This window comes from Thermorhabdus hydrogeniformans (genome assembly GCF_049310025.1).
Lineage (GTDB): Bacteria > Bacillota > Thermosediminibacteria > Thermosediminibacterales > Tepidanaerobacteraceae > JBJYKD01.
Genome location: NZ_JBJYKD010000002.1, coordinates 123262 through 144769, shown reverse-complemented (window position 1 = coordinate 144769; position 21508 = coordinate 123262). Strand labels below are relative to the sequence as shown.

The 21508-nt window shown below is 45.4% G+C and carries 19 protein-coding genes, 1 other RNA gene and 2 other annotated features; of the genes, 19 read left to right on the top strand and 1 reads right to left on the bottom strand.

Annotated elements, in window-relative coordinates:
* Window positions 1-97 precede the first annotated feature (97 nt).
* Genes recJ through ACKX14_RS01690 form a run of 6 tightly spaced genes read left to right on the top strand, consistent with a single transcriptional unit; the run spans window position 98 to window position 6734 of the window.
* Window positions 98-2626 carry a single-stranded-DNA-specific exonuclease RecJ gene (recJ, locus tag ACKX14_RS01715; protein WP_422444028.1) on the top strand — a complete coding sequence of 843 codons (2529 nt, stop codon included), beginning with the start codon at window positions 98-100 and terminating at the stop codon, window positions 2624-2626.
* 24 nt (window positions 2627-2650) lie between these two features.
* Window positions 2651-3163: an adenine phosphoribosyltransferase gene (locus ACKX14_RS01710; RefSeq protein ID WP_422444026.1), complete on the top strand. Its 513-nt coding sequence runs from the start codon at window positions 2651-2653 to the stop codon at window positions 3161-3163.
* 20 nt (window positions 3164-3183) lie between these two features.
* On the top strand, window positions 3184-5349 hold the full coding sequence (locus ACKX14_RS01705; protein ID WP_422444024.1) for a RelA/SpoT family protein: 2166 nt from the start codon (window positions 3184-3186) through the stop codon (window positions 5347-5349).
* Window positions 5350-5366: 17 nt separating this feature from the next.
* Window positions 5367-5816, top strand: a complete 450-nt coding sequence (gene dtd / locus ACKX14_RS01700; RefSeq protein ID WP_422444022.1) for a D-aminoacyl-tRNA deacylase — start codon at window positions 5367-5369, stop codon at window positions 5814-5816.
* A gap of 11 nt (window positions 5817-5827) precedes the next feature.
* Window positions 5828-6448 (top strand): MBL fold metallo-hydrolase, encoded by a 621-nt coding sequence (locus tag ACKX14_RS01695; RefSeq protein WP_422444020.1) that lies wholly within the window; start codon window positions 5828-5830, stop codon window positions 6446-6448.
* A 49-nt stretch (window positions 6449-6497) separates the two neighbouring features.
* Window positions 6498-6734 (top strand): hypothetical protein, encoded by a 237-nt coding sequence (locus tag ACKX14_RS01690; protein ID WP_422444018.1) that lies wholly within the window; start codon window positions 6498-6500, stop codon window positions 6732-6734.
* Window positions 6735-6777: 43 nt separating this feature from the next.
* Here ACKX14_RS01690 and ACKX14_RS01685 read toward each other — a convergent pair whose 3' ends face one another.
* Window positions 6778-7947 carry a S1C family serine protease gene (locus ACKX14_RS01685; RefSeq protein WP_422444016.1) on the bottom strand — a complete coding sequence of 390 codons (1170 nt, stop codon included), beginning with the start codon at window positions 7945-7947 and terminating at the stop codon, window positions 6778-6780.
* A 245-nt stretch (window positions 7948-8192) separates the two neighbouring features.
* Window positions 8193-8399 (top strand) — a binding site (T-box leader).
* A 50-nt stretch (window positions 8400-8449) separates the two neighbouring features.
* Between ACKX14_RS01685 and hisS the strand changes: the two genes are divergently transcribed.
* The 13 genes from hisS (at window position 8450) to serA (ending at window position 21387) form a co-directional block, all read left to right on the top strand.
* On the top strand, window positions 8450-9730 hold the full coding sequence (gene hisS, locus ACKX14_RS01680; RefSeq protein ID WP_422444014.1) for a histidine--tRNA ligase: 1281 nt from the start codon (window positions 8450-8452) through the stop codon (window positions 9728-9730).
* Entirely contained in the window at window positions 9727-11499 is a 1773-nt protein-coding gene (aspS, locus tag ACKX14_RS01675; RefSeq protein WP_422444012.1) for an aspartate--tRNA ligase, read from the top strand. The genes hisS and aspS overlap by 4 nt, the downstream gene beginning before the upstream one ends.
* Before the next feature lie 169 nt (window positions 11500-11668).
* Window positions 11669-11853, top strand: a non-coding RNA gene (ssrS, locus tag ACKX14_RS01670) — 6S RNA.
* Between the two features lie 17 nt (window positions 11854-11870).
* Complete coding sequence (locus tag ACKX14_RS01665) at window positions 11871-12626, top strand: tRNA threonylcarbamoyladenosine dehydratase (RefSeq protein ID WP_422444010.1); 756 nt, start codon at window positions 11871-11873, stop codon at window positions 12624-12626.
* A 59-nt stretch (window positions 12627-12685) separates the two neighbouring features.
* Window positions 12686-12970 carry a metal-sensitive transcriptional regulator gene (locus ACKX14_RS01660; RefSeq protein ID WP_422444008.1) on the top strand — a complete coding sequence of 95 codons (285 nt, stop codon included), beginning with the start codon at window positions 12686-12688 and terminating at the stop codon, window positions 12968-12970.
* Between the two features lie 12 nt (window positions 12971-12982).
* Window positions 12983-13405, top strand: coding sequence for a SoxR reducing system RseC family protein (locus ACKX14_RS01655; protein ID WP_422444006.1), 423 nt, complete (start codon window positions 12983-12985; stop codon window positions 13403-13405).
* A 72-nt stretch (window positions 13406-13477) separates the two neighbouring features.
* Window positions 13478-16114, top strand: a complete 2637-nt coding sequence (alaS, locus tag ACKX14_RS01650; protein ID WP_422444004.1) for an alanine--tRNA ligase — start codon at window positions 13478-13480, stop codon at window positions 16112-16114.
* 124 nt (window positions 16115-16238) lie between these two features.
* On the top strand, window positions 16239-16496 hold the full coding sequence (locus ACKX14_RS01645; protein WP_422444002.1) for an IreB family regulatory phosphoprotein: 258 nt from the start codon (window positions 16239-16241) through the stop codon (window positions 16494-16496).
* Window positions 16497-16621: 125 nt separating this feature from the next.
* On the top strand, window positions 16622-17569 hold the full coding sequence (locus ACKX14_RS01640) for an aldo/keto reductase (protein WP_422444078.1): 948 nt from the start codon (window positions 16622-16624) through the stop codon (window positions 17567-17569).
* Between the two features lie 15 nt (window positions 17570-17584).
* The gene (ruvX, locus tag ACKX14_RS01635; protein WP_422444000.1) at window positions 17585-18016 is read left to right on the top strand and encodes a Holliday junction resolvase RuvX; all 432 of its coding nucleotides are present in this window, start codon (window positions 17585-17587) and stop codon (window positions 18014-18016) included.
* A 48-nt stretch (window positions 18017-18064) separates the two neighbouring features.
* Window positions 18065-18370 carry a DUF1292 domain-containing protein gene (locus tag ACKX14_RS01630; protein WP_422443998.1) on the top strand — a complete coding sequence of 102 codons (306 nt, stop codon included), beginning with the start codon at window positions 18065-18067 and terminating at the stop codon, window positions 18368-18370.
* A 51-nt stretch (window positions 18371-18421) separates the two neighbouring features.
* Window positions 18422-18622 (top strand) — a binding site (T-box leader).
* A gap of 46 nt (window positions 18623-18668) precedes the next feature.
* On the top strand, window positions 18669-19838 hold the full coding sequence (locus ACKX14_RS01625) for a pyridoxal-phosphate-dependent aminotransferase family protein (protein ID WP_422443996.1): 1170 nt from the start codon (window positions 18669-18671) through the stop codon (window positions 19836-19838).
* Window positions 19816-21387, top strand: a complete 1572-nt coding sequence (gene serA, locus ACKX14_RS01620; RefSeq protein WP_422443994.1) for a phosphoglycerate dehydrogenase — start codon at window positions 19816-19818, stop codon at window positions 21385-21387. The genes ACKX14_RS01625 and serA overlap by 23 nt, the downstream gene beginning before the upstream one ends.
* Window positions 21388-21508 lie beyond the last annotated feature (121 nt).

The following is a 21508-nucleotide window of genomic DNA, read 5'->3' as shown; positions in this document are numbered from 1 at the left end:
GACCGGTAGTTAACCGGTTGTCTTTTTTATTGATATAACCGGTCATTTGGTTTATAATTAATTGTGTGTTCCCAAGATAAGAATTCGGAGGCTTTTGATGTTTACTATAGAAAGCGATTACGAATGGCAAGTGAATCTGCCGGCGGATGTCCAGATAAGCCACAGCCGGCTTCATCCGGTAATACTGCAACTTTTAAAAAACAGGGGTATAAAGACCCGGGAGGAGCTAAACCGTTTCCTGGACCCCAGGATGGATTACCTGTATGACCCGATGCTTTTAAAAGATATGGACAAAGCCGTAGCCAGGATTAAAAAGGCAATCGCAAACAGCGAAAGGATAACGGTTTACGGTGATTACGATGTAGACGGAATAACAAGCTGCTGCTTGATAGTAAGGCTTCTAAGAAAAATGGGTGCAATGGTGGATTATTATATCCCATCCAGGCTGGATGAGGGATACGGACTGAACAAAGAAGCCGTAAAAAAAATTCACGGTTCCGGTGCTACACTAATAATAACCGTGGACAACGGCATAAGTTCCTTTGAAGAAGTGGAGTTTGCGAGAGAATTGGGAATAGATACGGTTATAACCGACCATCACGAGCCTCAGGATACGATACCGAAAGCGGCGGCCGTAGTTGATCCCAAAAGAAGGGACTGTAAATACCCTTTTAAAAACCTCGCGGGGGTGGGAGTTGCATTAAAACTGGCCCACGCACTGATGGACATGGATTTTAAGTCTATACAGGAATATCTGGATCTGGCCGCCCTGGGAACAGTGGCGGATATAGTGCCGCTCCTCGATGAAAATAGAATAATTGTAAAAAACGGAATTAAAGCCATTGAAAATACACGGAATAAGGGTCTTTCCTCCCTGCTTTCTGTTTTAAATTTAAAGGATGCTCCTGTTGATGCAAGGAAGATAAGTTTCATGCTGGCTCCCAGGCTGAATGCGGCAGGGAGGATTTCTGATCCCAATGTGGCGGTAAAACTTTTGCTTACGGAAGATGAAATCGAGGCTTTGGAACTGGCGAGGACTCTTGAGCACGTAAATCAGGAGAGGCAATCCATAGAGACCAGAATACTGGAGGAAGCCAGAGAAAAAATTGACAGCCACATGGATCTGGATGAAGATAGAGTCATAGTGATTTCGAGCCCTGAGTGGCATCCAGGGGTTATAGGAATTGTGGCGTCCAGATTGGTGGAACTTTACCACCGCCCCTGCATCCTCATTGCCGAGGAGGGTGAGGAAGGCAGAGGTTCGGGGAGGAGCATTCCGGGTTTTAATCTTTTTGACGCCCTGAGCCGGCTATCCCATAGGCTCTTAAGATACGGTGGACATGAACAGGCGGCGGGCCTTGCCATAAAAATAAGCGAGATAGGCGAATTCAGGGAAGAAATTAATGCTCTGGCTAAAAAACTTATCAAAGACGAGGATATAGCTCCAAAACTGAATATTGAATTGGAGCTTGAAGAAAAAGACATAAGCCTGGAACTTGCTGAGCAGTTGGAATTGCTCGAACCTTTCGGATTCGGCAATCCAAAGCCGGTATTCATGTGCAGAAATTTAACCATACGAAAAATACAGACGGTGGGCGGTGAGGATAAACATTTGCGATTGAGTTTAAGCAAAAAGCAAAAACCGCTGGCGGCCATAGGTTTTAACCTGGGTTTTTGCAAAGAAGAACTCGACCTGGCCCCCGCCCTTGACCTGGCTTTTCACCTGGAGGTAAACCGCTGGCAGGGATACGTAGAACCCCAGTTAAACATAAAAGATATGAAGGTGCTCTACCTGAAAGACGATTTATTGAACCGGCTTGAGGAGGGTTATTTTAAGCGGTTTTTATCCAAATTTTGTCGGGGAATGAGCGACACCTTTCACGTCGATTCAAAGCGTGTGCTGCATGAAAAACCTTTTTCAGAAAAGATGAACGAACTGAAAAAAAGGGACTATGTTAAAGCGTTGTTTCAACAGGATAAAAAAGTTCTGGTAATTATAAACACCCCTTACCAGGCGTGGCGGCTGCTGGTTTACCTGAGGAATATGGAAGATTTGCGAAATAGTGTGGGCGTTTTTTATAATCCCGCTTCGAAAGAAAAAATGTGTAAAAAAAATGTTATTTTAATAAACCCGATGGTAACGTGTTTTGATGATTGGGCCGATGACATCGTGTTTTATGATACACCCTTTGGCGTGGAGATTCTTGAAAGGCAACTGGGGGGCGTTCCTCCCGGTGCCGGTGTGCACTTAATTTTCAACAGGGACGATCTGCGCTACAACTTGCTGGTATGTCAAAAAATGTTTCCGGACCTCGAGGGGATTAGAGCGATTTACGGTTTGGTTAACAAATTTACTTGCGGAAGATTTATCGGCAGGATAAATATGAGGGAGTTTACAGCCGTTTTAAAGGATTATCTGACAGGTGATTTACACTATGCGGGATTAATAAATTCTTTCAAGATTTTTAGTGAATTGGGAATCTTGGATTTTACACTGGAGAATGGTTTTATTAACATCACGAAGTACAAAAAACAGGACAGGAAGCTAAAACTTGACGATTCCGGTACATATAGAAGTCTTAAAGCCATTAGAGATATGGTTGTGGAGTTTAGCCGCAAATTTTAATTTTATATTTTAGGAGGAGACCACATGGATTTAAAAGAGAAAATCAGAGTAATCGAGGGCTTCCCAAAGCCGGGCATCAGTTTCAAAGACATCACCACGCTGTTGAAGGACGGCAAAGCTTACAGGTATGCCATCAAATCTCTGGCCGATCTGATAAGACACAAAGAGTTTGAATTAATCACCGGCCCGGAAGCCAGGGGTTTCATTATAGGAGCCCCTCTGGCATATGAGCTTGGAGTTGGGTTTATTCCGGCTAGGAAAAGGGGAAAATTGCCGGGGGAGACCATAAAAGCGGAATATAAACTGGAGTACGGTACCGATGTCCTGGAGATGCATGTGGACGCCATTAAGAAGGGCCAGAAGGTTATAGTGGCGGATGATCTACTGGCCACGGGGGGAACGATTTTTTCTACCATCGAACTGGTTGAAAAGCTTGGAGGAGTGGTTTCTGCGGTGGTATTTTTAATTGAGTTGACAGAATTAAAAGGCCGGGATTACCTGTCCAATTACGAAGTTATTTCTCTCATTAAATATTAAATGAATCAGGGGTGGAAGATTTGACACTGGCTTCACTGGAAAAGCGTATACTTACTTATAATGCTTCGGCCGATCTTTCGCTCATCAGAAGGGCATACGATTTCGCAAAAGATGCCCATAGCGGCCAGCACAGGATATCCGGAGAACTTTTCATATTCCACCCCTTGGAAGTGGCAATGATACTGGCGGACTTGGAACTGGACCTGGCGACAATAGCCGCCGGTATATTGCACGATGTAGTGGAAGACACGCAGTACACCTTTGAGGATATTGAGAAAAACTTTGGCCCGGAAATCGCATTACTGGTGGATGGCGTGACAAAACTGGGCAAGCTGGAATACAGAACAAAAGAGGAACAGCAAGCGGAAAACCTGCGGAAGATGTTTCTGGCCATGGCCAAGGATATTCGCATTATCCTCATAAAACTGGCGGACAGACTCCACAACATGAGGACATTAAAATACCTTCCAAAAGAAAAACAGCGCGAAAAGGCTATTGAGACCATAGAAATTTTTGCGCCCCTGGCGCATCGCCTCGGGATATCCAAAATAAAATGGGAGCTGGAAGACCTGGCTTTTAGATACCTGGAACCTGAACATTACTATGACCTGGTGGACAAAGTTGCAAAGAAGAGAAAAGAACGGGAAGAACACATCAATAGAATGATTTCCGTATTGCGGGAGAGGTTGAGCTCCGCCGGGATATCCGCCGAAATTCAGGGGAGGCCCAAGCACTTTTACAGCATCTACAAAAAAATGAAGGAACAGAATAAATCCTTTGACCAGATTTACGATTTGACCGCAGTCCGTGTAATTGTGGAGACGGTGCGGGACTGCTATGCCGCCCTGGGGGTGGTCCATACTTTGTGGAAGCCCATTCCCGGAAGGTTTAAAGATTATATAGCCATGCCCAAACCCAACATGTACCAGTCCCTCCATACCACGGTTATTGACTCTTCGGGGGATCCCCTGGAGATTCAGATAAGGACCTATGAAATGCACAAGACCGCGGAATACGGCATTGCGGCCCACTGGAGGTACAAAGAAGGGGATAAGGGCGACAGAGAATTTGACAAAAAGCTGTCATGGCTCCGGGAAATTCTTGATTGGCAGAGGGAGTTGCGGGATGCCCGTGAATTTATGGAGTCTTTGAAAATAGATCTTTTTACCGACGAGGTCTACGTCTTTACTCCAAAAGGCGATGTCATCGACCTACCCACGGGTTCGTGTCCCATAGATTTTGCATACAGAATTCACACCGATGTGGGGAACAGGTGCATCGGCGCCAAGGTTAACGGTAAAATGGTCCCTCTGGATTATAAACTTTCAAACGGCGATATAATTGAAATCATAACTTCAGCCCACAGCAATGGCCCGAGCAGAGATTGGCTGAATATTGTAAAATCCACCCAGGCCAAAAATAAAATAAGGCAGTGGTTTAAAAAGGAGCGCAGGGATGAAAATATTGCAAGGGGCAAAGAGCTGCTGGAAAAAGAGGCAAAAAGACAGGGATATGACATTTACCAGCTGATAAAGTACGATTTTATGCCCGCCCTGTTGAAGAGAATGAGCTTTGCCAGCATAGAAGACCTGTATGCCGCTATAGGTTACGGTGGTGTAACCCCCAATCAGATCATGCAGAAAATCCTTGACGAGTACAGAAAAACCGTTAAACCAGAAAAAGAAGAGCTGGCGGCGGATAAAACAGATGCAAAGTTGAAAGACAGAAAAAAGGTTGACAGGGGCATAAAAATCGACGGTGTCGACAACATCTTAATCAAATTTTCCCGCTGTTGCAATCCGGTGCCGGGTGACAGGATCATAGGGTATATTACCAGGGGCCGGGGAGTTTCCATTCACAGGCAGGATTGCCCAAATGTGCTTAATAATCTATACGATAGAGAGCGTTTAATCGAGGTGAAGTGGGAAGGCTTCCGGGACACATCGTATCCGGTAGAGATTGAGGCTTCGGCTTATGACAGGCCCGGGATGCTTTCCGACATCATCAATGTCATAGGAGATATGAAAACCACCATAGATGCGGTTAATGCCCGAGCTTCAAAAAACGGTATTGCCACAATAGATCTTGTGGTGGAAATCAACGATAAGCAGCACCTGGAAAACGTGATGCAAAAGCTGAGAAGGGTCAACGGAATATTTGAGGTTAAAAGAGTCATGAATCAATAAAATGGAGGGTGGTGGATGTGAGAGCCGTGATTCAGAGGGTGAGAAAGGCCTCGGTAAGCGTTGGAGAAAAAACCGTGGGAGAGATAGGCAGAGGGCTTGCGGTGCTGGTTGGAGTGGCGAAGGACGATACAGCGGAGGACGCGGGTTACCTGGCCGATAAAATTGCGTCCCTGAGAATATTTGAAGACGAACATGGCAAGATGAACAGGTCCGTCCAGGATATAGACGGTGAGGTGCTGATAGTGTCCCAATTTACTTTAATGGGGGATGCGAGAAAGGGCAGGAGGCCCAGTTTCACCCTGGCGGCTTCCCCGGAACTGGCCGAGAGCCTCTATGAAACTTTCGTGGACATGTGCCGTCAGAAAATCGGGCGCGTCGAAACGGGGCAGTTTCAGACGGAAATGCTGGTAAGTATAATTAATGACGGCCCTGTCACCATATTGCTGGATAGCAAAAAACTGTTTTAGGGAGGTGCAGCATGTTTTTAAAATGCTTGCAGGCAGGACCGCTGCTGGCAAACTGCTATATCCTGGCTGACGAAAAAAGCGGGAAGGCCATTGTGGTCGACCCCGGGGGTGATGCTGCCGACATTCTGGATGTGTTAAGCGGTCAGGGTTTCAAGGTTGAGTTTATAATTCTCACCCATGGTCACATAGACCACATCGGGGGCGTCCGGGAAATAAAAAAAGCCACCGGCGCCAGAATTGTGATACACGAAAAGGATTCACAAATGCTTCTTTCCTCACGGGAGAATCTCTCGGAATACCTTGGAGCGGGCGTAACCCAACCGGAAGCTGATGTAAAATTAAAAGGCGGCGAAAAATTGACGGCGGGTTCCCTGGAGTTGGAAATAATTCATACTCCGGGTCATACCCCCGGTAGCATATGCATAAAAACCGGGAACCTGATTTTCACTGGCGACACCCTTTTTGCGGGTTCCGTTGGCAGGACCGATTTTCCGGGAGGGTCTTATGATGAATTGATCAATTCTATAAAATACAAATTGTTGACACAGGCAGATGATACAATAATCTATCCCGGACATGGCATAAAGACCACTATTGGTCAAGAAAGAGATACTAATCCGTTCCTGCGCTAATATTATCTCCTTCAACGGGAAAAATAAGAGCGGGGAATGGAGGGATGGTATGGTTAAAAGAATTAAGAAAATCAAGAATGCGCTTAATCCCGGCCCGGATTACGCGGAAATTTATGATCTCCTGGAAAACGAAGATGTCAGCGACGAGGAAATCGCCAGGTATATGAATTTGGACATTGAGACGGTCAGAAGTATAAAAAAGGAATTGCAAGATGATGAGATTAATGATGCACCATCGACTTTTTTTAAAACATGGAAGCCCAAAAAAGACCGGCGGAAAACCTGATTGTTCCGCCGGTTTTTAAAAATTATTCAATTTTGGTTCAAATTTAAGGCTTTTGACCGACGGTCACAGTTTTGTAAATGGTCTGACCGTTTCTGAAAATCAAGAGAACGAGTTTGTCATTAATTTTTGCCTTGCTCACTATATCGCTGACGTCGCTGGAGCTTTTTATAGATTTCTTGTTGATTTCCAGGATTATGTCGCCTCTCTGCAGGCCAGCTTTTTCCGCAGGGCTGCCGGGGTAAACGTATGTTATAATGGCGCCGTTGGTATCTTTCAGCTTAAAATAATCGGCCAGATCTTTGGTCAAGTCTTGCAGGCCAACTCCAATATAGGGGCGTGTAACCTTTCCGTTTTTCATGAGGTCGTCCAGAACTTCTTTTGCGGTATTTATTGGTATTGCAAAGCCGATGCCCTGAGCTTCGGCATTTACGGCAGTGTTGATCCCAATAACTTCGCCGTTCAAGGATATGAGAGGCCCGCCGCTATTGCCGGGGTTAATAGCCGCATCGGTTTGGATAAGATTTTTATAGGCCCTCGTCTTGCCCGCGGACTGGTCGGGGATGGTAATGGGCCTTCCTTTTGCGCTGATGACGCCTACCGTAACGGTGTGATCGAGCCTGTAGGGATTTCCTATGGCTATAACCCATTCGCCTACCTTCATCTTATCGGAATCTCCGAGAGTTATATAAGGCAGCTTTTGTGTGGAGTTTATCTTCAGAACCGCAAGGTCCAGGTCAAAATCTTTTCCGACTATTGTGGCCTTAAAAGGCTTATCAAACCCTTTTACGGTGACGCTGACCTCATTGGCACCGTCTATGACGTGTTCGTTGGTTAATATATACCCTTCCGGGTTCATTATAAAGCCCGAGCCTACTCCTTTTCTAATTTCAGGCGTCGGCTGGATTCGGAAATTATCGCCGAAGAAATACTTGAAAAAAGGATCATTAAAGAAGGGATCCGAAGCCGACGGGCTTTCTGCAGTTGTCTCGATATAGACTACAGCATCGCTAACCTTATCCACTATATCGGGTATATTTGTTGGCAGGGCGGTTGCCGGGGAACTTAACAGTGAAGAATTTTCAATCCCCGCTTTGGCCCAATTAGAAGGATAAATGAGGTTGTAGGCGAATATACCGCCGGCCACAACGGCTGCGCCGATGGTAAAACCGAGCAGTACAGCCACCAGGTATTTATTTTTATTGAATAGAGCCATTTTACACCCCTCCGATTGTTTTTTATTGATTTTCAAATTCTATTTTAACCATTGATTATATTGAGTTTATGTGGAATTTGTTATGAATTTGTGAAAAAAATGGGCGTTTTACTTCAATTAACAGTATTGTTACGATATTTTAACCAAATATATCAAGAATAACAATGTTACAAAATTATCGCCCATTATCCCGTTTCTAATCTTGACATTCATGTTAATATTTTTTATAATTATCAACAAATAAGGTAAAGGCGAAGAAGGGGAAGCAGGCATAGATGACTCAACAGGGATAAAGTGCCGCGACTGAGAGCACTTTTTGGGGACGGATGCCGAACAACACCCCGGAGCCGAGACCCTGAACATGAAGTAGGGGTTTCCGGTAGCACCGTTAACCTTTCGAGTGGGATTATCCAAGCAGGGTGGCACCGCGGGAAAATACTCTCGCCCCTGATAAGCGTATCAGTGGCGGGAGTTTTATTATGCACGGGGAGGAAAAGGTATCATGCTGACACAGGCTCCGAGAGGCACGAGAGATGTCTTGCCCGACGAGGCGGCCAAGTGGGTGTACCTGGAAAACAAATTTCGGGACATCTGCCGGCGGTTCGGCTATAAAGAGATAAGAACGCCCGTTTTTGAACACACCGAACTTTTTCAAAGGGGTGTTGGTGAAACCACAGACATAGTGGAGAAGGAAATGTACACATTTTTTGACAGGTCGGGAAGAAGTATTACGTTAAAGCCCGAAGGCACCGCGCCCACGGCAAGGGCTTATATAGAGCATAAACTTTATACCATGCCCTTGCCGATCAAGCTCTTTTACATCATTCCCGGATTCAGGTATGAAAGGCCTCAGGCCGGCAGACTTCGGGAATTTCACCAATTCGGCATCGAGGCTTTTGGCTCGAAGAGCCCAAAGGTGGATGTAGAGGCGATGTCTCTGGCCATGTTCTTTTTAAAAGAACTGGGCCTTGAGGATGTTGGTCTCCGAATAAATTCCATAGGCTGTGGATCATGTCGTGCCGGTTATAAAAAAGCTTTAAAAGAATTCCTTGAGGAAAAAAAAGAGTTTCTTTGCACCACGTGCAAATCAAGGTGGGATAGAAACCCCCTCAGGATTCTGGATTGCAAGGATCCCGGTTGTAAAAAGATACTCGAAGACGCACCGGTGGTCCTGGATTACCTTTGCGATGAATGCAAAGCCCACTTTGCGGAAGTAAAAACCCACCTGTCGTCTGTCGGAATAGATTTTGAGGTGGACGCCAGGCTGGTAAGGGGGCTGGACTACTACACCAGGACTGTATTTGAAATAATTTCCGAAGACCTGGGAGCTCAGAGCACGGTTTGCGGCGGCGGCCGCTATGATAATCTTGTGGAAGAGTGCGGGGGACCGCCTACACCCGCGGCGGGGTTCGGCATGGGGATTGAGCGCCTGTTAAACATAATGGAAAAAAAGGGTCTGTTCAATATACCCCCGGACAGAACAGACATCTTTATAGCCCTTCTGGATGAGAAATATAATGATGTGGCCATAAAACTTCTTTATGATTTGAGGAGAAAAGGCTTTTCCGCGGATACGGATTATTTGGGCAGGAGTTTAAAAGGTCAGATGAAGTACGCCGATAAGATAATGGCAAAATATGTAATTTTAATCGGGGAAGAAGAAATAAAATCAAATTTCCTTACAGTTAAGAATTTATCGCAGGGTCAGCAGCAAAAGGTAGGCCTGGACGATATTCAAGACTATTTGTTAAATCAAATAAAGAAAGGTGTAGAGGATTTATGACGCATAAAATAAAGAGGACTCACTACTGTGGAAACTTAAGAGAAAGCGATGCTGGTCATGAAGTTGGCTTAATGGGATGGGTACAGACGCGGCGGGATTTGGGAGGTTTGATTTTCGTCGATTTAAGGGACCGCAGCGGCATAGTACAGGTCGTTTTCAATTCCGAGTATCCCGAGGCTTTTGAGAAAGCCGAAGAAATCAGGAGCGAGTATGTCATCGCCGTAAAAGGCAAAGTATTTAAAAGACCCGAGGAAAACGTAAATCCTAAAATACCCACCGGTTATGTGGAAGTGGTGGGGGAACGGCTGGAGATTTTAAGCAAAGCCAAGACTCCGCCTTTCCCCATAGAAGATAACATAAACGTGGACGAAAGCGTAAGACTCAGGTACAGGTACCTGGATTTGAGAAGACCGAGGATGCTTTCAAACATTACTTTCAGACACCGGGTAAATAAAGCCATAAGAGATTTTTTGGATGGGCAGGGCTTTCTGGAGATTGAAACTCCGATGCTGACCAGGAGCACACCGGAAGGTGCCCGCGATTTCCTGGTGCCCAGCCGCCTGAATCCCGGTCACTTTTATGCATTGCCCCAATCCCCGCAGCTTTTCAAACAGATTTTGATGGTAGCCGGAGTGGAACGCTATTACCAGATAGCCAGGTGTTTCAGAGATGAAGACCTGAGGGCGGACAGGCAACCGGAGTTTACACAACTGGATATAGAAATGTCCTTTGTGGAAGTGGAAGATGTCATATCGCTAAACGAGGAATTAATAAAATATGTGGTAGAAAATACTACCGGACGGGAAGTAAAAATCCCCTTCAAAAGAATAACTTATAAAGAAGCCATGGAGAGGTACGGCTCGGATAAACCCGATATCCGGTTTGGTCTGGAAATGGTGGACGTTTCGGACATCGCCGCTCAAAGTGAGTTTAAAGTGTTCACCGAGGCCGTAAAAGGCGGCGGCAGGGTAAAGGGAATTAACATCAAGAAGGGTGGGGAAATCTTCAGTCGCCGGCAGGTGGACGAGCTGGTTGAAAAGGCTAAGGGATTCGGTGCCAAAGGCATGGCGTGGATAAATGTAACTCCGGAGGGGATTAAATCTCCTATATCAAAATTTTTTAGTGAAGACAAGATCAAAGAAATTGTTGAAAGGATGAGAGCTGAAACTAACGACCTGCTGATTTTCATAGCCGACAGCGACCCGGAGCTGGTGCTGTCTTCCATGGGGCAACTCAGGCTTTATCTGGGTAAGGCCCTGAATCTGATAGATAAAAACAGGCTGGATTTCCTGTGGGTGACGGAGTTCCCGCTTTTAGAATACAGCCAAGAGGAAAAGCGCTTTGTGGCCATGCACCACCCCTTTACGTCTCCCATGGATGAAGATATACCTTTGCTGGAGACGGACCCCTCTCGGGTTAGGGCGAAGGCCTATGATATTGTGCTGAACGGCGTTGAGCTGGGGGGAGGCAGTATAAGGATACATGACAGCTCTTTGCAGCAGAAGATATTTAAAGTATTAGGTTTTACCGAAGAACGGGCCAAAAGCAATTTTGGTTTTTTGCTGCGTGCTTTCGAATACGGTACTCCCCCCCATGGCGGCATAGCTTATGGGCTCGACCGGATGATTATGCTTTTGCTGGGCCTTGAAAGCATAAGGGATTGCATCGCTTTTCCAAAGACTCAAAATGCGGCTTGCCTCATGACGGAAGCGCCGGCGGAGGTCGACCCAAAACAATTGAGGGATGTTCATATTAAAGTTCAAATATAGCCTTAGTGTTTAAAACTTCGGCCTGCCGGGGCCAAGGAAGTACGGTATTTCTTTTCTCATATAAAAAATCCTCATATAAAAAATGTATGAATTTGGCACCGGACGAAACCACGGTAACCTTGATAAAAGGCATGATTTGTGGTATTATAAAGACTAGAAAAAGCAAATAACTTCCCTGCTGTGTGCGTGCGAGCTGACATAGTAAAGAGCCAACACCATGACATAGGGAGTCCGGTCTCTAGATGTGGCATATAGGCCCTCTTGGAAGGGAAATATAAAGCATCTAGGAGGACACCCACCTGGTTAGAGCGGGGTCTCTATTTACTGTCAGTAGCACGGCATAGTGGGGTATTTTTTTTGGGGTGAAACGAATGCAGCACAGGTTTTCCAGGACGGAGCTTTTAATAGGTAAAGAAGGACTGGAAAAGCTAAAGAATTGCAAAGTAGCGGTCATAGGCGTTGGCGGAGTTGGTTCTTTTGCGGCCGAAGCCCTGGCCCGTGCGGGCATGGGTAAAATGGTGCTGGTCGACGACGATTTGGTGTGCCTCACGAATATCAACAGGCAAATTCACGCCCTTGAGTCTACTATAGGATTGCCGAAAGTAGAGGTAATGAAAAAAAGGATACTGGATATCAACCCCGACGCCCAGGTTACAGCATTAAAAGAATTCTACACGGAAGATAATGCGGACAAAATAATAACAGGGGATCTTGATTACGTGATAGATGCCATTGATACAATAAAATCAAAAAAAGACCTTATAATAAGGTGCAAAAAAATGAATATCCCCGTGATTTCTTCCATGGGTGCGGGGAATAAGCTGGATCCCACTTTATTTAAGGTCGCCGATTTATCCGAAACTACCGTATGCCCCATGGCGAGAATTATGAGGCGGGAGTTGAAAAAAGCCGGAATTCACAGGGGCGTTAAAGTGGTCTACTCCACAGAACCCCCGCTGAAAACTTACGGGCAGGCAAATCCGTGTAAGACCAACTGCATCTGTCCACGGGATTCGGCAAGGCACTGCGCCGTCCGCCGCACCACTCCAGGCAGCATATCCTTCGTGCCGTCCGTAGCCGGCCTAATCATTGCCGGGGAGGTAATTAAAGATATTTTAAATATTTGACTGATTGGGTATAAAAGTATATAATTAATATACCCCTATATGGTATTGGAGGCGATGAGATGGAGTGTAATTCTTGCTCCTATCATGAAAGCAGGGATGATTTGCTCAGGCGTTTAAAAAAGATAGAAGGTCAGATAAAGGGCATTCAAAAGATGATTGAAGAAGAAAAGTACTGTGTAGACATTTTGATACAGATAGCGGCCGTTCGCGCTGCCTTGAACAAAGTGGGATTAATTATCTTAGAAGATCATATAAGGGGTTGTGTGGCCCAGGCTATGGATACGAAAATGCGTGATGAGAAAATTTCAGAACTGGTGGATGTAATTTTAAAATTTATAAAATAGGAGGGGGAAAAATTGAGAGAAAGGGCTGTCGTGGTGGAGAGCAAAGGAAAAGAGGCAAAGGTGTCCATTCTCAGGTCTTCAGCCTGCGATCATTGCCGGGGGTGTGCGGTGGGCACCGAAAAAAAGGCCCTTCAGGTTTGGGTCAAAAACCCTGTCCATGCGAAAGTGGGTCAGACCGTTGAGATTGAACTGGAAACCGCGGCACTCCTCACCGCCACTTTCATGGTTTATGTCGTGCCTTTAATTGCCTTCCTTGTGGGCGTCGCCCTTGGGTATAAAGGAGCAGAGATGCTGCAAATTCGCCTTCGCGAAGTATTTGCTTTGTTCTCAGGCCTTGCGGCAATGGGGCTCGGTTTTTTGGCGATACATTTTACCAGTAAAGATGCTGAAAAAAGCAAAAAATATACTTCAAGTATAGTCAGCATTATACAGTAAAATACTAAATGTTGACAATGGTGGCCCTTTTCTATATAATTCATTCGAGTGCTGTTTATGGAGGTTTTCGGAATGATGACCAGTAATGAAATAAGAGAGAAGTTTTTAAGTTATTTTGAAAGCAAGGGTCACACCAGAGTTAGCAGTTCTTCACTGGTTCCGCACAATGATCCCACACTCCTGTTTGCCAACGCCGGTATGAACCAGTTTAAAGAAGTATTTTTGGGCCTTAAAAAGCTGCCTTTTACAAGGGCCACGTCTTCCCAAAAATGTGTACGAGCCGGCGGCAAGCACAATGACCTCGACAGCGTGGGCCGGACCGCAAGGCACCACACTTTCTTTGAAATGCTTGGGAATTTCTCTTTTGGCGACTACTTTAAAAGGGAAGCCATATCCTACGCATGGGAGTTTTTGACAGAAGTCCTCGGGCTGCCAAAAGACAGGTTGTGGGTGAGCATTTACAGGGAAGATGATGAAGCCTTTGAATTGTGGCAGGAAGTGGCGAAGCTACCGGCCGATAGAATCGTGCGCATGGGAGAGAAAGACAACTTCTGGAGCATGGGAGACACGGGGCCGTGCGGTCCCTGCAGTGAAATATATATCGATAGAGGTGAGGAACATCGCTGTAACGCCCCAGAATGCAAAATTGGCAGGTGCGACTGTGACCGTTGGCGAGAACTGTGGAATCTGGTTTTCATGCAGTACAACAGGGATGAGAAAGGCAATTTGTCGCCGCTGCCGAGACCGAGTATAGATACGGGAATGGGCCTTGAGCGAATTGCCACCGTAATGCAAAATGTTTACAGCAACTACGACACCGACCTTTTAAGGCCCATAATAGCTTTCGTTGAAAACATGACCGGCAAAAAATACTATGGAGATGAGAGAGGGTTTCCTTTCCGGGTAATAGCGGATCATTCCAGGGCTGTCACATTTTTAATCTCCGACGGGGTTGTGCCCGGAAACGAGGGCAGGAGCTATGTTTTAAGGCGTATCCTGAGGAGAGCCGCCCGCTTCGGAAAGGAACTGGACTTAAATGAGCCGTTTTTGTACAAAGTTGTGCCTCAAGTGGTGTCCCTGATGCAGGACGCCTACCCGGAGCTGAAAAAGAATGCCGGATACATCCAGACAGTGGTGAGATTTGAAGAAGAAAGGTTCCACGAGACTTTAAACGACGGCTTGAAGATGCTTTACGAAGGCATCGGGCAACTTGAAAAAGAACGAACAAAAGTTGTTCCCGGCGAAATGGCCTTTATGTTGTACGACACTTACGGTTTTCCCCTGGATTTAACTAAAGATATAGCGGAGGAAAAAGGATTTCAGGTAGATATAAAAGCCTTTGAAGAGCTTATGGCAAGGCAAAGAGAAAAAGCCAAGGCGGCGAGGAAAGAGAACTACAAAATAGATGGGCTTTTTGAAATAATGGCACCTCTACCGCAGACAGAGTTTGTGGGTTACGAAAGCCTGGAATCGGAAGGCCTCGTCCGGTTGATAATATCGGATCAGAAGCCTGTAGAAAGCTGTGACGATAAATCGGGTGAGGTGATTTTGGTCCTCGACAGGACACCTTTTTACGGTGAGTCCGGAGGCCAGGTGGGGGATACCGGTACAATAGAAAATGAGGAGTTTAAGTTCAGGGTTATAAATACCCAGAAAACACCGGACGGCAAAATTTATCACATCGGAAAAATAGAAAGCGGTAGCGTGACGATAAAAAAGGCGGTTTTCTCCCGGGTAGACGGAGAGAGAAGGAAGAATATAGCCAGGAATCATAGCGCCACACACCTTTTGCACAGGGCGTTGAAAGATGTTTTAGGCGAACACGTAAATCAAGCCGGCTCTCTGGTCGATGAAAACAGACTGAGGTTTGATTTTTCCCATTATTCCGCCCTCACCCCGGAAGAAATCCATGAGATCGAACGCAGGGTAAATGAAGCCGTTTTGGGTAATCTGCCGGTGCGAATTCAGGAAACCACCGTCCAGGAAGCCCAGAAGCACGGCGCGATCGCACTATTCGGGGAAAAGTATGGAGAAAAAGTGCGCCTGGTGAGCATGGGCGACTATAGCAAGGAACTCTGCGGAGGAACCCATGTAAAAAGCACTGCTGAAATCGGCATGTTTAAAATAATTTCCGAATCCAGCATAGGAGCGGGCCTGCGGCGTATAGAAGCCGTAACCGGTAGGAATTTGATAAATTACCTGGACCAAACCCTGAACTTTATAAACAGTGCGGCAGCGCTGCTTAAAGTGGGGCCTCAGGAAGTTACTAAAAAAATCGAGGAACTCATGGAGAAATTGAAGAACCAGGAGCGGGAAATAGAAACTTTAAAGCAGCATCTCATAAATCTCCAGGTGGATGAAATTATAAAAAAGAAATTCCGCATCAACGAAATAGATGTGATTTCTACTAGAGTTAAAGCTAAAGACATCGACGACCTCAGAAGAATGAGCGATATGCTGAGGCAGAAAATGAAATCGGGTTTGATAGTGCTGGGCAGTGCCGTCGGTGAAAAGGTGAATTTCGTCGCGACGGTTTCTGACGACCTGATTCAAAAAGGTTATCATGCCGGGAAAATTGTCAGGGAAGTAGCGAGGATAGCCGGAGGCAGCGGCGGCGGCCGGAGCGATTTCGCTCAGGCCGGCGGAAAAAATCCAGCCAAACTGGAAGAGGCTTTACAGTCTGTGCCGGGTATAATAAGCGGGATGTAGAATAAATAACCGCTAATAAGAAATAATATTTTAAGGAAAAGCGTGGAATTTTCCACGCTTTTGAATTAAAAAGAGGATTTTTTAACTGGGCCTAGAATATATCCATTAAAGGGAGGGAGATCTAATGGGGGAAAATTTTCAGGAAACCATGAAATTTCAAGTTGAAAAAGAGCAGGCGGCCGATACGAAGGAGATTTTGCATAAGGTCTACGAAGCTCTCAAGGAAAAGGGATACAACCCCATTAATCAAATAGTTGGTTATCTCTTATCGGGGGATCCCGCGTATATAACAAGTTATAAAAATGCCAGGAATCTCATCAGAAAATTGGAAAGAGACGAGTTGCTGGAAGAATTGTTGAGAAATTATTTAGACGAAGACTGAGCGAGGCAACCTGCTTTATAAAGGCTGCGGCATTCGCAAAGATGAATGTCGCTGAAGTTTTAAAGAAATACTCCGGGTATGGGCCCGAAGTTTTTATTTTTTTGGTTTTAAGAAGGGTTTTGATGATGGAATACAGGGTTTTGGGAAATACCGGCCTTAAAGTATCGAGACTTTGTTTTGGCAGTTTGAGTATAAGTCCTCTGCAGGCGAATTTGCCGTTAAGAAAAGGGGCGGAAGTTATCATGGCCGCTATGGAATTGGGAATAAATTTCCTTGATACGGCGGAGTTTTACAATAATTATCCTTATATCAGAGAAGCTTTAAAGCACTCCGACCGTCCACTGCTGGTTTCTTCAAAATCCTACGCTTTTACATACGACGGCATGAGGGCCAGCGTAGAAAAGGCGAGAAAGGAAATGGATAAAGATGTAATAGAAATATTCATGCTTCACGAACAGGAATCGAGATGGACTTTAAAAGGCCACCGACCGGCTCTGGAGTATTTAATCGATGCCAGGGAAAAGGGGTTTGTAAAAGCGATAGGGGTTTCGACACACACTGTAGAGGTGGTGAATGTGGCGGCCGATATGGATGAAATTGACGTCATTCACCCCATAATAAACATAAAAGGGATCGGCATAAAGGACGGAAACGTAAACGATATGATGCTGGCGGTGGAAAAGGCTTATAAAAATGGAAAAGGTATATACGGCATGAAGTGCCTGGGAGGTGGAAATTTAATAGGAATAAAAGAAAAGGCTTTTCGGTTTGTGCTTGATATTCCTTATTTGCATTCGGTGGCCGTCGGCATGAAATCCATAGATGAGGTCCTGGCGAACACCATGATTTTTGAAGGAAAGCGTGTTCCTGAGGAGCTCGAGAAGAGACTGGAAAGCCAGAAGAGAAAATTGATGATAGAGGAATGGTGCGCGGGATGCGGGCGATGTGTTAAACACTGCAGGTTTAGAGCCCTAACTTTACAAAAAGGCAAGGCGGCGGTTAATCCGGAATCTTGCATTCTCTGCGGTTATTGTGCCGGTTACTGTCCGGAGTTTTGCATAAAAATCATATAAAAGGGGTACTAATAAATGCGTATTTTAAGTTTGGATGTCGGAGACAAAAGGATCGGAATCGCCGTTTCCGATGAGCTAGAGCTGACGGCCCGGGGCATAGGAGTGATAGAGCGGAAAGGTTTAAAAGAGGATATTAAAGAAATTTTAAACATCCTTGAACGTTTCCATATTGGGAAGGTGGTCATCGGTCTGCCGAGGAATATGAACGGGACGCTGGGGCCCCGGGGCGAGTCGGTAAAAAATTTTGGCGAAAAATTGAAAAATCATGCAAACATCGATATCGTATACTGGGATGAAAGGCTTACAACCATAGCGGCTGAAAGAACTTTAATAGAAGCCGATTTATCTCGAAAAAAAAGAAAAGGTTTAATCGATAAAATGGCGGCGGTGCTTATATTGCAGAATTATTTAGATTACAAATACAAATCCCATGTTGACACTAAATGAAATATACTATACAATATTTGTAATTTAATAGAATTGGAGTGAAAGACCATGGATGAAAGGGAAACCATAACTCTCTACGATGAAGAAGGACAGGAAACGGAATTTGAAGTGTTGGGTGTGGTAAACGTTGAAGACAACGACTATGCCATTCTGGTGCCTTTAGACGAAGACGGGGAACAGGCTTACATCTTCCGGATCGACGCCGATGAAAACGGTGAAGAGGTACTGACGGAAGTGGAAGACGATGATGAGTTTGAAAAGGTCAAAGAAGCATGGGAAGCCGTATCAGAGGGAGACTTTGATATAGTGGACGAGGCGGATGACGAAGAGGACATTGATGACGAAGATGAATGAGCTCTTGACATGCCGGCTTTTTATGTTATAATTACTGATAAAAATTAAATCGTTAAAGCGATGAAGAGGAAAATTAAAGGTCAATTCTTTAAGAGAGCCGGTGGAAGGTGCAAACCGGTAGAATACCTTTATTTCCACCTCGGAGTTGTTGGCGATGAGTCAAACGGGTATAACCGTTACATTATAGAGAGAGGGCTATTGTATTTTGGGAAACCGAAATAGGGTGGCACCGCGGTAATTACCGCCCCTTGGTGGGCGGTTTTTTTTATATTTTTATTTTTGCAGGGGAGGAGATACTGTGAAAAAGCACCATTTGAGGATTCCTGGGCCCACCGAAGTGCCTGAAAGCGTTTTAGGGGCGATGCAGCGGCCCATGATAAATCACAGGGGAGAGGAGTTTTCAAAGCTTTTTAAAGATGTCAGTGAAGGCTTAAAAGAGGTGTTTCAAACAAAAAATGATGTTCTCATTTTCCCCTCCGCCGGTACAGGAGTGATGGAGGCAGCCATTGTAAACCTTTTTTCGCCCGGGGACCTGATAGTCTCATTTACGTGCGGCGTCTTCGGCGAAAGGTTCGCTTCGATTGCAGAAGCTTTTGGAGCAAGGGTTGAAAGAATTTCAGTAGAATGGGGAAAGCCTGTTACGCCGGAAATTGTAAGAGAGAGAATTTTAAGGGATAAAAATAAGGAAATAAAAGGGATTTTGCTGACACACAACGAAACATCCACAGGTGTTTTAAACGATGTAAAGTCCTTGAGGGAAGCGGTGGGGGACCACCCGGCACTGTTGCTGGTGGATGCCATAAGCTCTCTTGGAGCTGTGGATTTAAAGACTGACGAGTGGAATCTGGACGTGGTGGTTACCGGTTCGCAAAAAGCCCTCATGATGCCGCCGGGGCTTGGGTTTGTGTCTCTGAGCCCGAAGGCCTGGCACTTTGTGGAGAAGTCTAAGATGCCCAGATTTTACTGGGATTTTAAGGCAGCCAGAAAAAGTCTTGAAAAAGGACAAACGCCGTACACTCCGGCGGTATCTTTGATTTTTGCCCTGAAGGAGTCTCTGGAATTGATTAAACAGGAAGGCCTCGCTCATATTTTTGCAAGGCATATGAAGCTTTCCCGGGGTTTAAGGGAGGGTTTAAAGGCCCTGGGGTTCAAGCTTTTTGTAGAAGACAGGTGGGCGTCTCCCACGGTGACTTCAGTGGATGTCTCCCAGTATGAAGGCAGACTCGCCTTTCCAAAGTTGATGAAGAGCAGGTTCAACATAACCATCGCGGGCGGCCAGGACAGATTGAAAAATAAAATAATGAGGATAGGTCACCTGGGATATGTTGACGAACTTGATATAATCAATGTGCTGGCGGCTCTGGAAATGGTCCTGGGGGATGAAAGTCTCTACGGCAAAGGAGTCAATGCCGCAGAGAAGGTTTTTGAAGGAGAGGTGGTTGGCAATGAAAATACTGATAAGCGATGATATCGCCGTAGAAGGGATAGACATTTTAAGACAGGAGTGTGAAGTGGATGTAAAAACCAGGTTGAGCGAAAAAGAAATTATTGAAATAATCAAGGATTACGACGCCCTGATTGTTAGAAGTGCAACGAAGGTTACAAAAAACATTATAGAAAACAGCAATTTAAAAGTCATAGGCAGGGCCGGTGTTGGTGTGGATAATATAGATGTGGAGACGGCCACCAGAAAAGGAATTCTCGTTGTAAATGCTCCAGAGGGCAATACCATCGCTGCGAGCGAGCATACTATGGCTTTGCTGGCGGCGCTTTCCAGAAACATTCCTCAGGCGGTAGCGAGCCTGAAGGCGGGGAAATGGGAAAGAAACAAATTTATGGGTGTGGAATTAAACGGTAAAGTTCTGGGCGTTGTGGGTTTTGGAAGGATAGGAAAAGAAGTGGCCAAAAAGGCGATGGGGTTTGGAATGAGCGTATTGGCTTACGATCCCTACATCAACAAAGACCAGGTCGAAAATATTAATATTACCGTAACGGATTTGCATACGCTGTTAAAAGAGGCGGATTTTATAACATTTCACGTGCCGCTGACAAAAAATACTTATCATATGATCGGGCAAGAGCAAATTTCCATGATGAAAGACGGTGTAATGCTCATAAACTGTGCGCGGGGTGGCATCATAGACGAAAAAGCTCTTTACGATGCTTTAAAGTCGGGAAAAATAGCCGGATGCGCTCTGGATGTGTTCGAGCACGAGCCTCCGATTGAGAGCCCGTTAATTGCCTTACCCAATGTGATAGCCACACCGCACCTGGGGGCCTCGACGGCTGAGGCACAGATTAGTGTGGCAAAAGAGGTGGCCAGGGATGTAATGAGAGCGCTGAAAGGCGAAATTGTTAAGAATCCCGTAAACATGCTGTCTGTAAAGCCGGAAGAATTCAACGAAATAAAACCCTTTATAGACCTGGCGGAAAAAATGGGGTCCTTTTACACACAGTTGAGAAACGGAAGAATCAGAGAAGTGGAAATGATATACACCGGCAAAATTGAAAAAATGGATGTCAAACTTGTAACCACCGCCGGGATAAAGGGCATTTTGTCGAACATACTTCAAACTCAGGCAAACCTGGTAAATGCTCCCCTTATAGCAAAGGAGAGGGGTATTAAAATCATAGAAAAAAAGATAAGACAGGAGCAGGATGCCCCCGGGGTGGTTACGATGAAGGTAACCACCGATAAAGGTGAAGGCCTTGTTTCCGGTACGGTTACAGGCAATAATGAAGAGAGAATCATAGCCGTTGACGACTACAAGATTGATCTCATCCCCTCGGGATATGTTTTGATAACTTTTCATAAAGACAGGCCGGGAATAGTGGGAAAAGTGGGGACCCTGCTCGGTAAAAACGACATAAATATTGCTTACATGCAGGTCGGCAGAAAATCATATCGGGGCGAAGCCTTAATGGCTCTGGGGGTGGACGAAAACATTCCGGATGAAGTATTACACGAAATCAGGAAGATTGAAGATATGGCCAATGCAGTCCTCATCAGATTTTAAAAATCTTGACAATGATTTTTATTTACACTATACTAGGTACAGGATAGGTATCAGGGGGGATCAAAGTGGCCGCAGAAGAAAAGCTGGATGAAAAAAGCCGGAAACTCAGGTTGATAGAAGA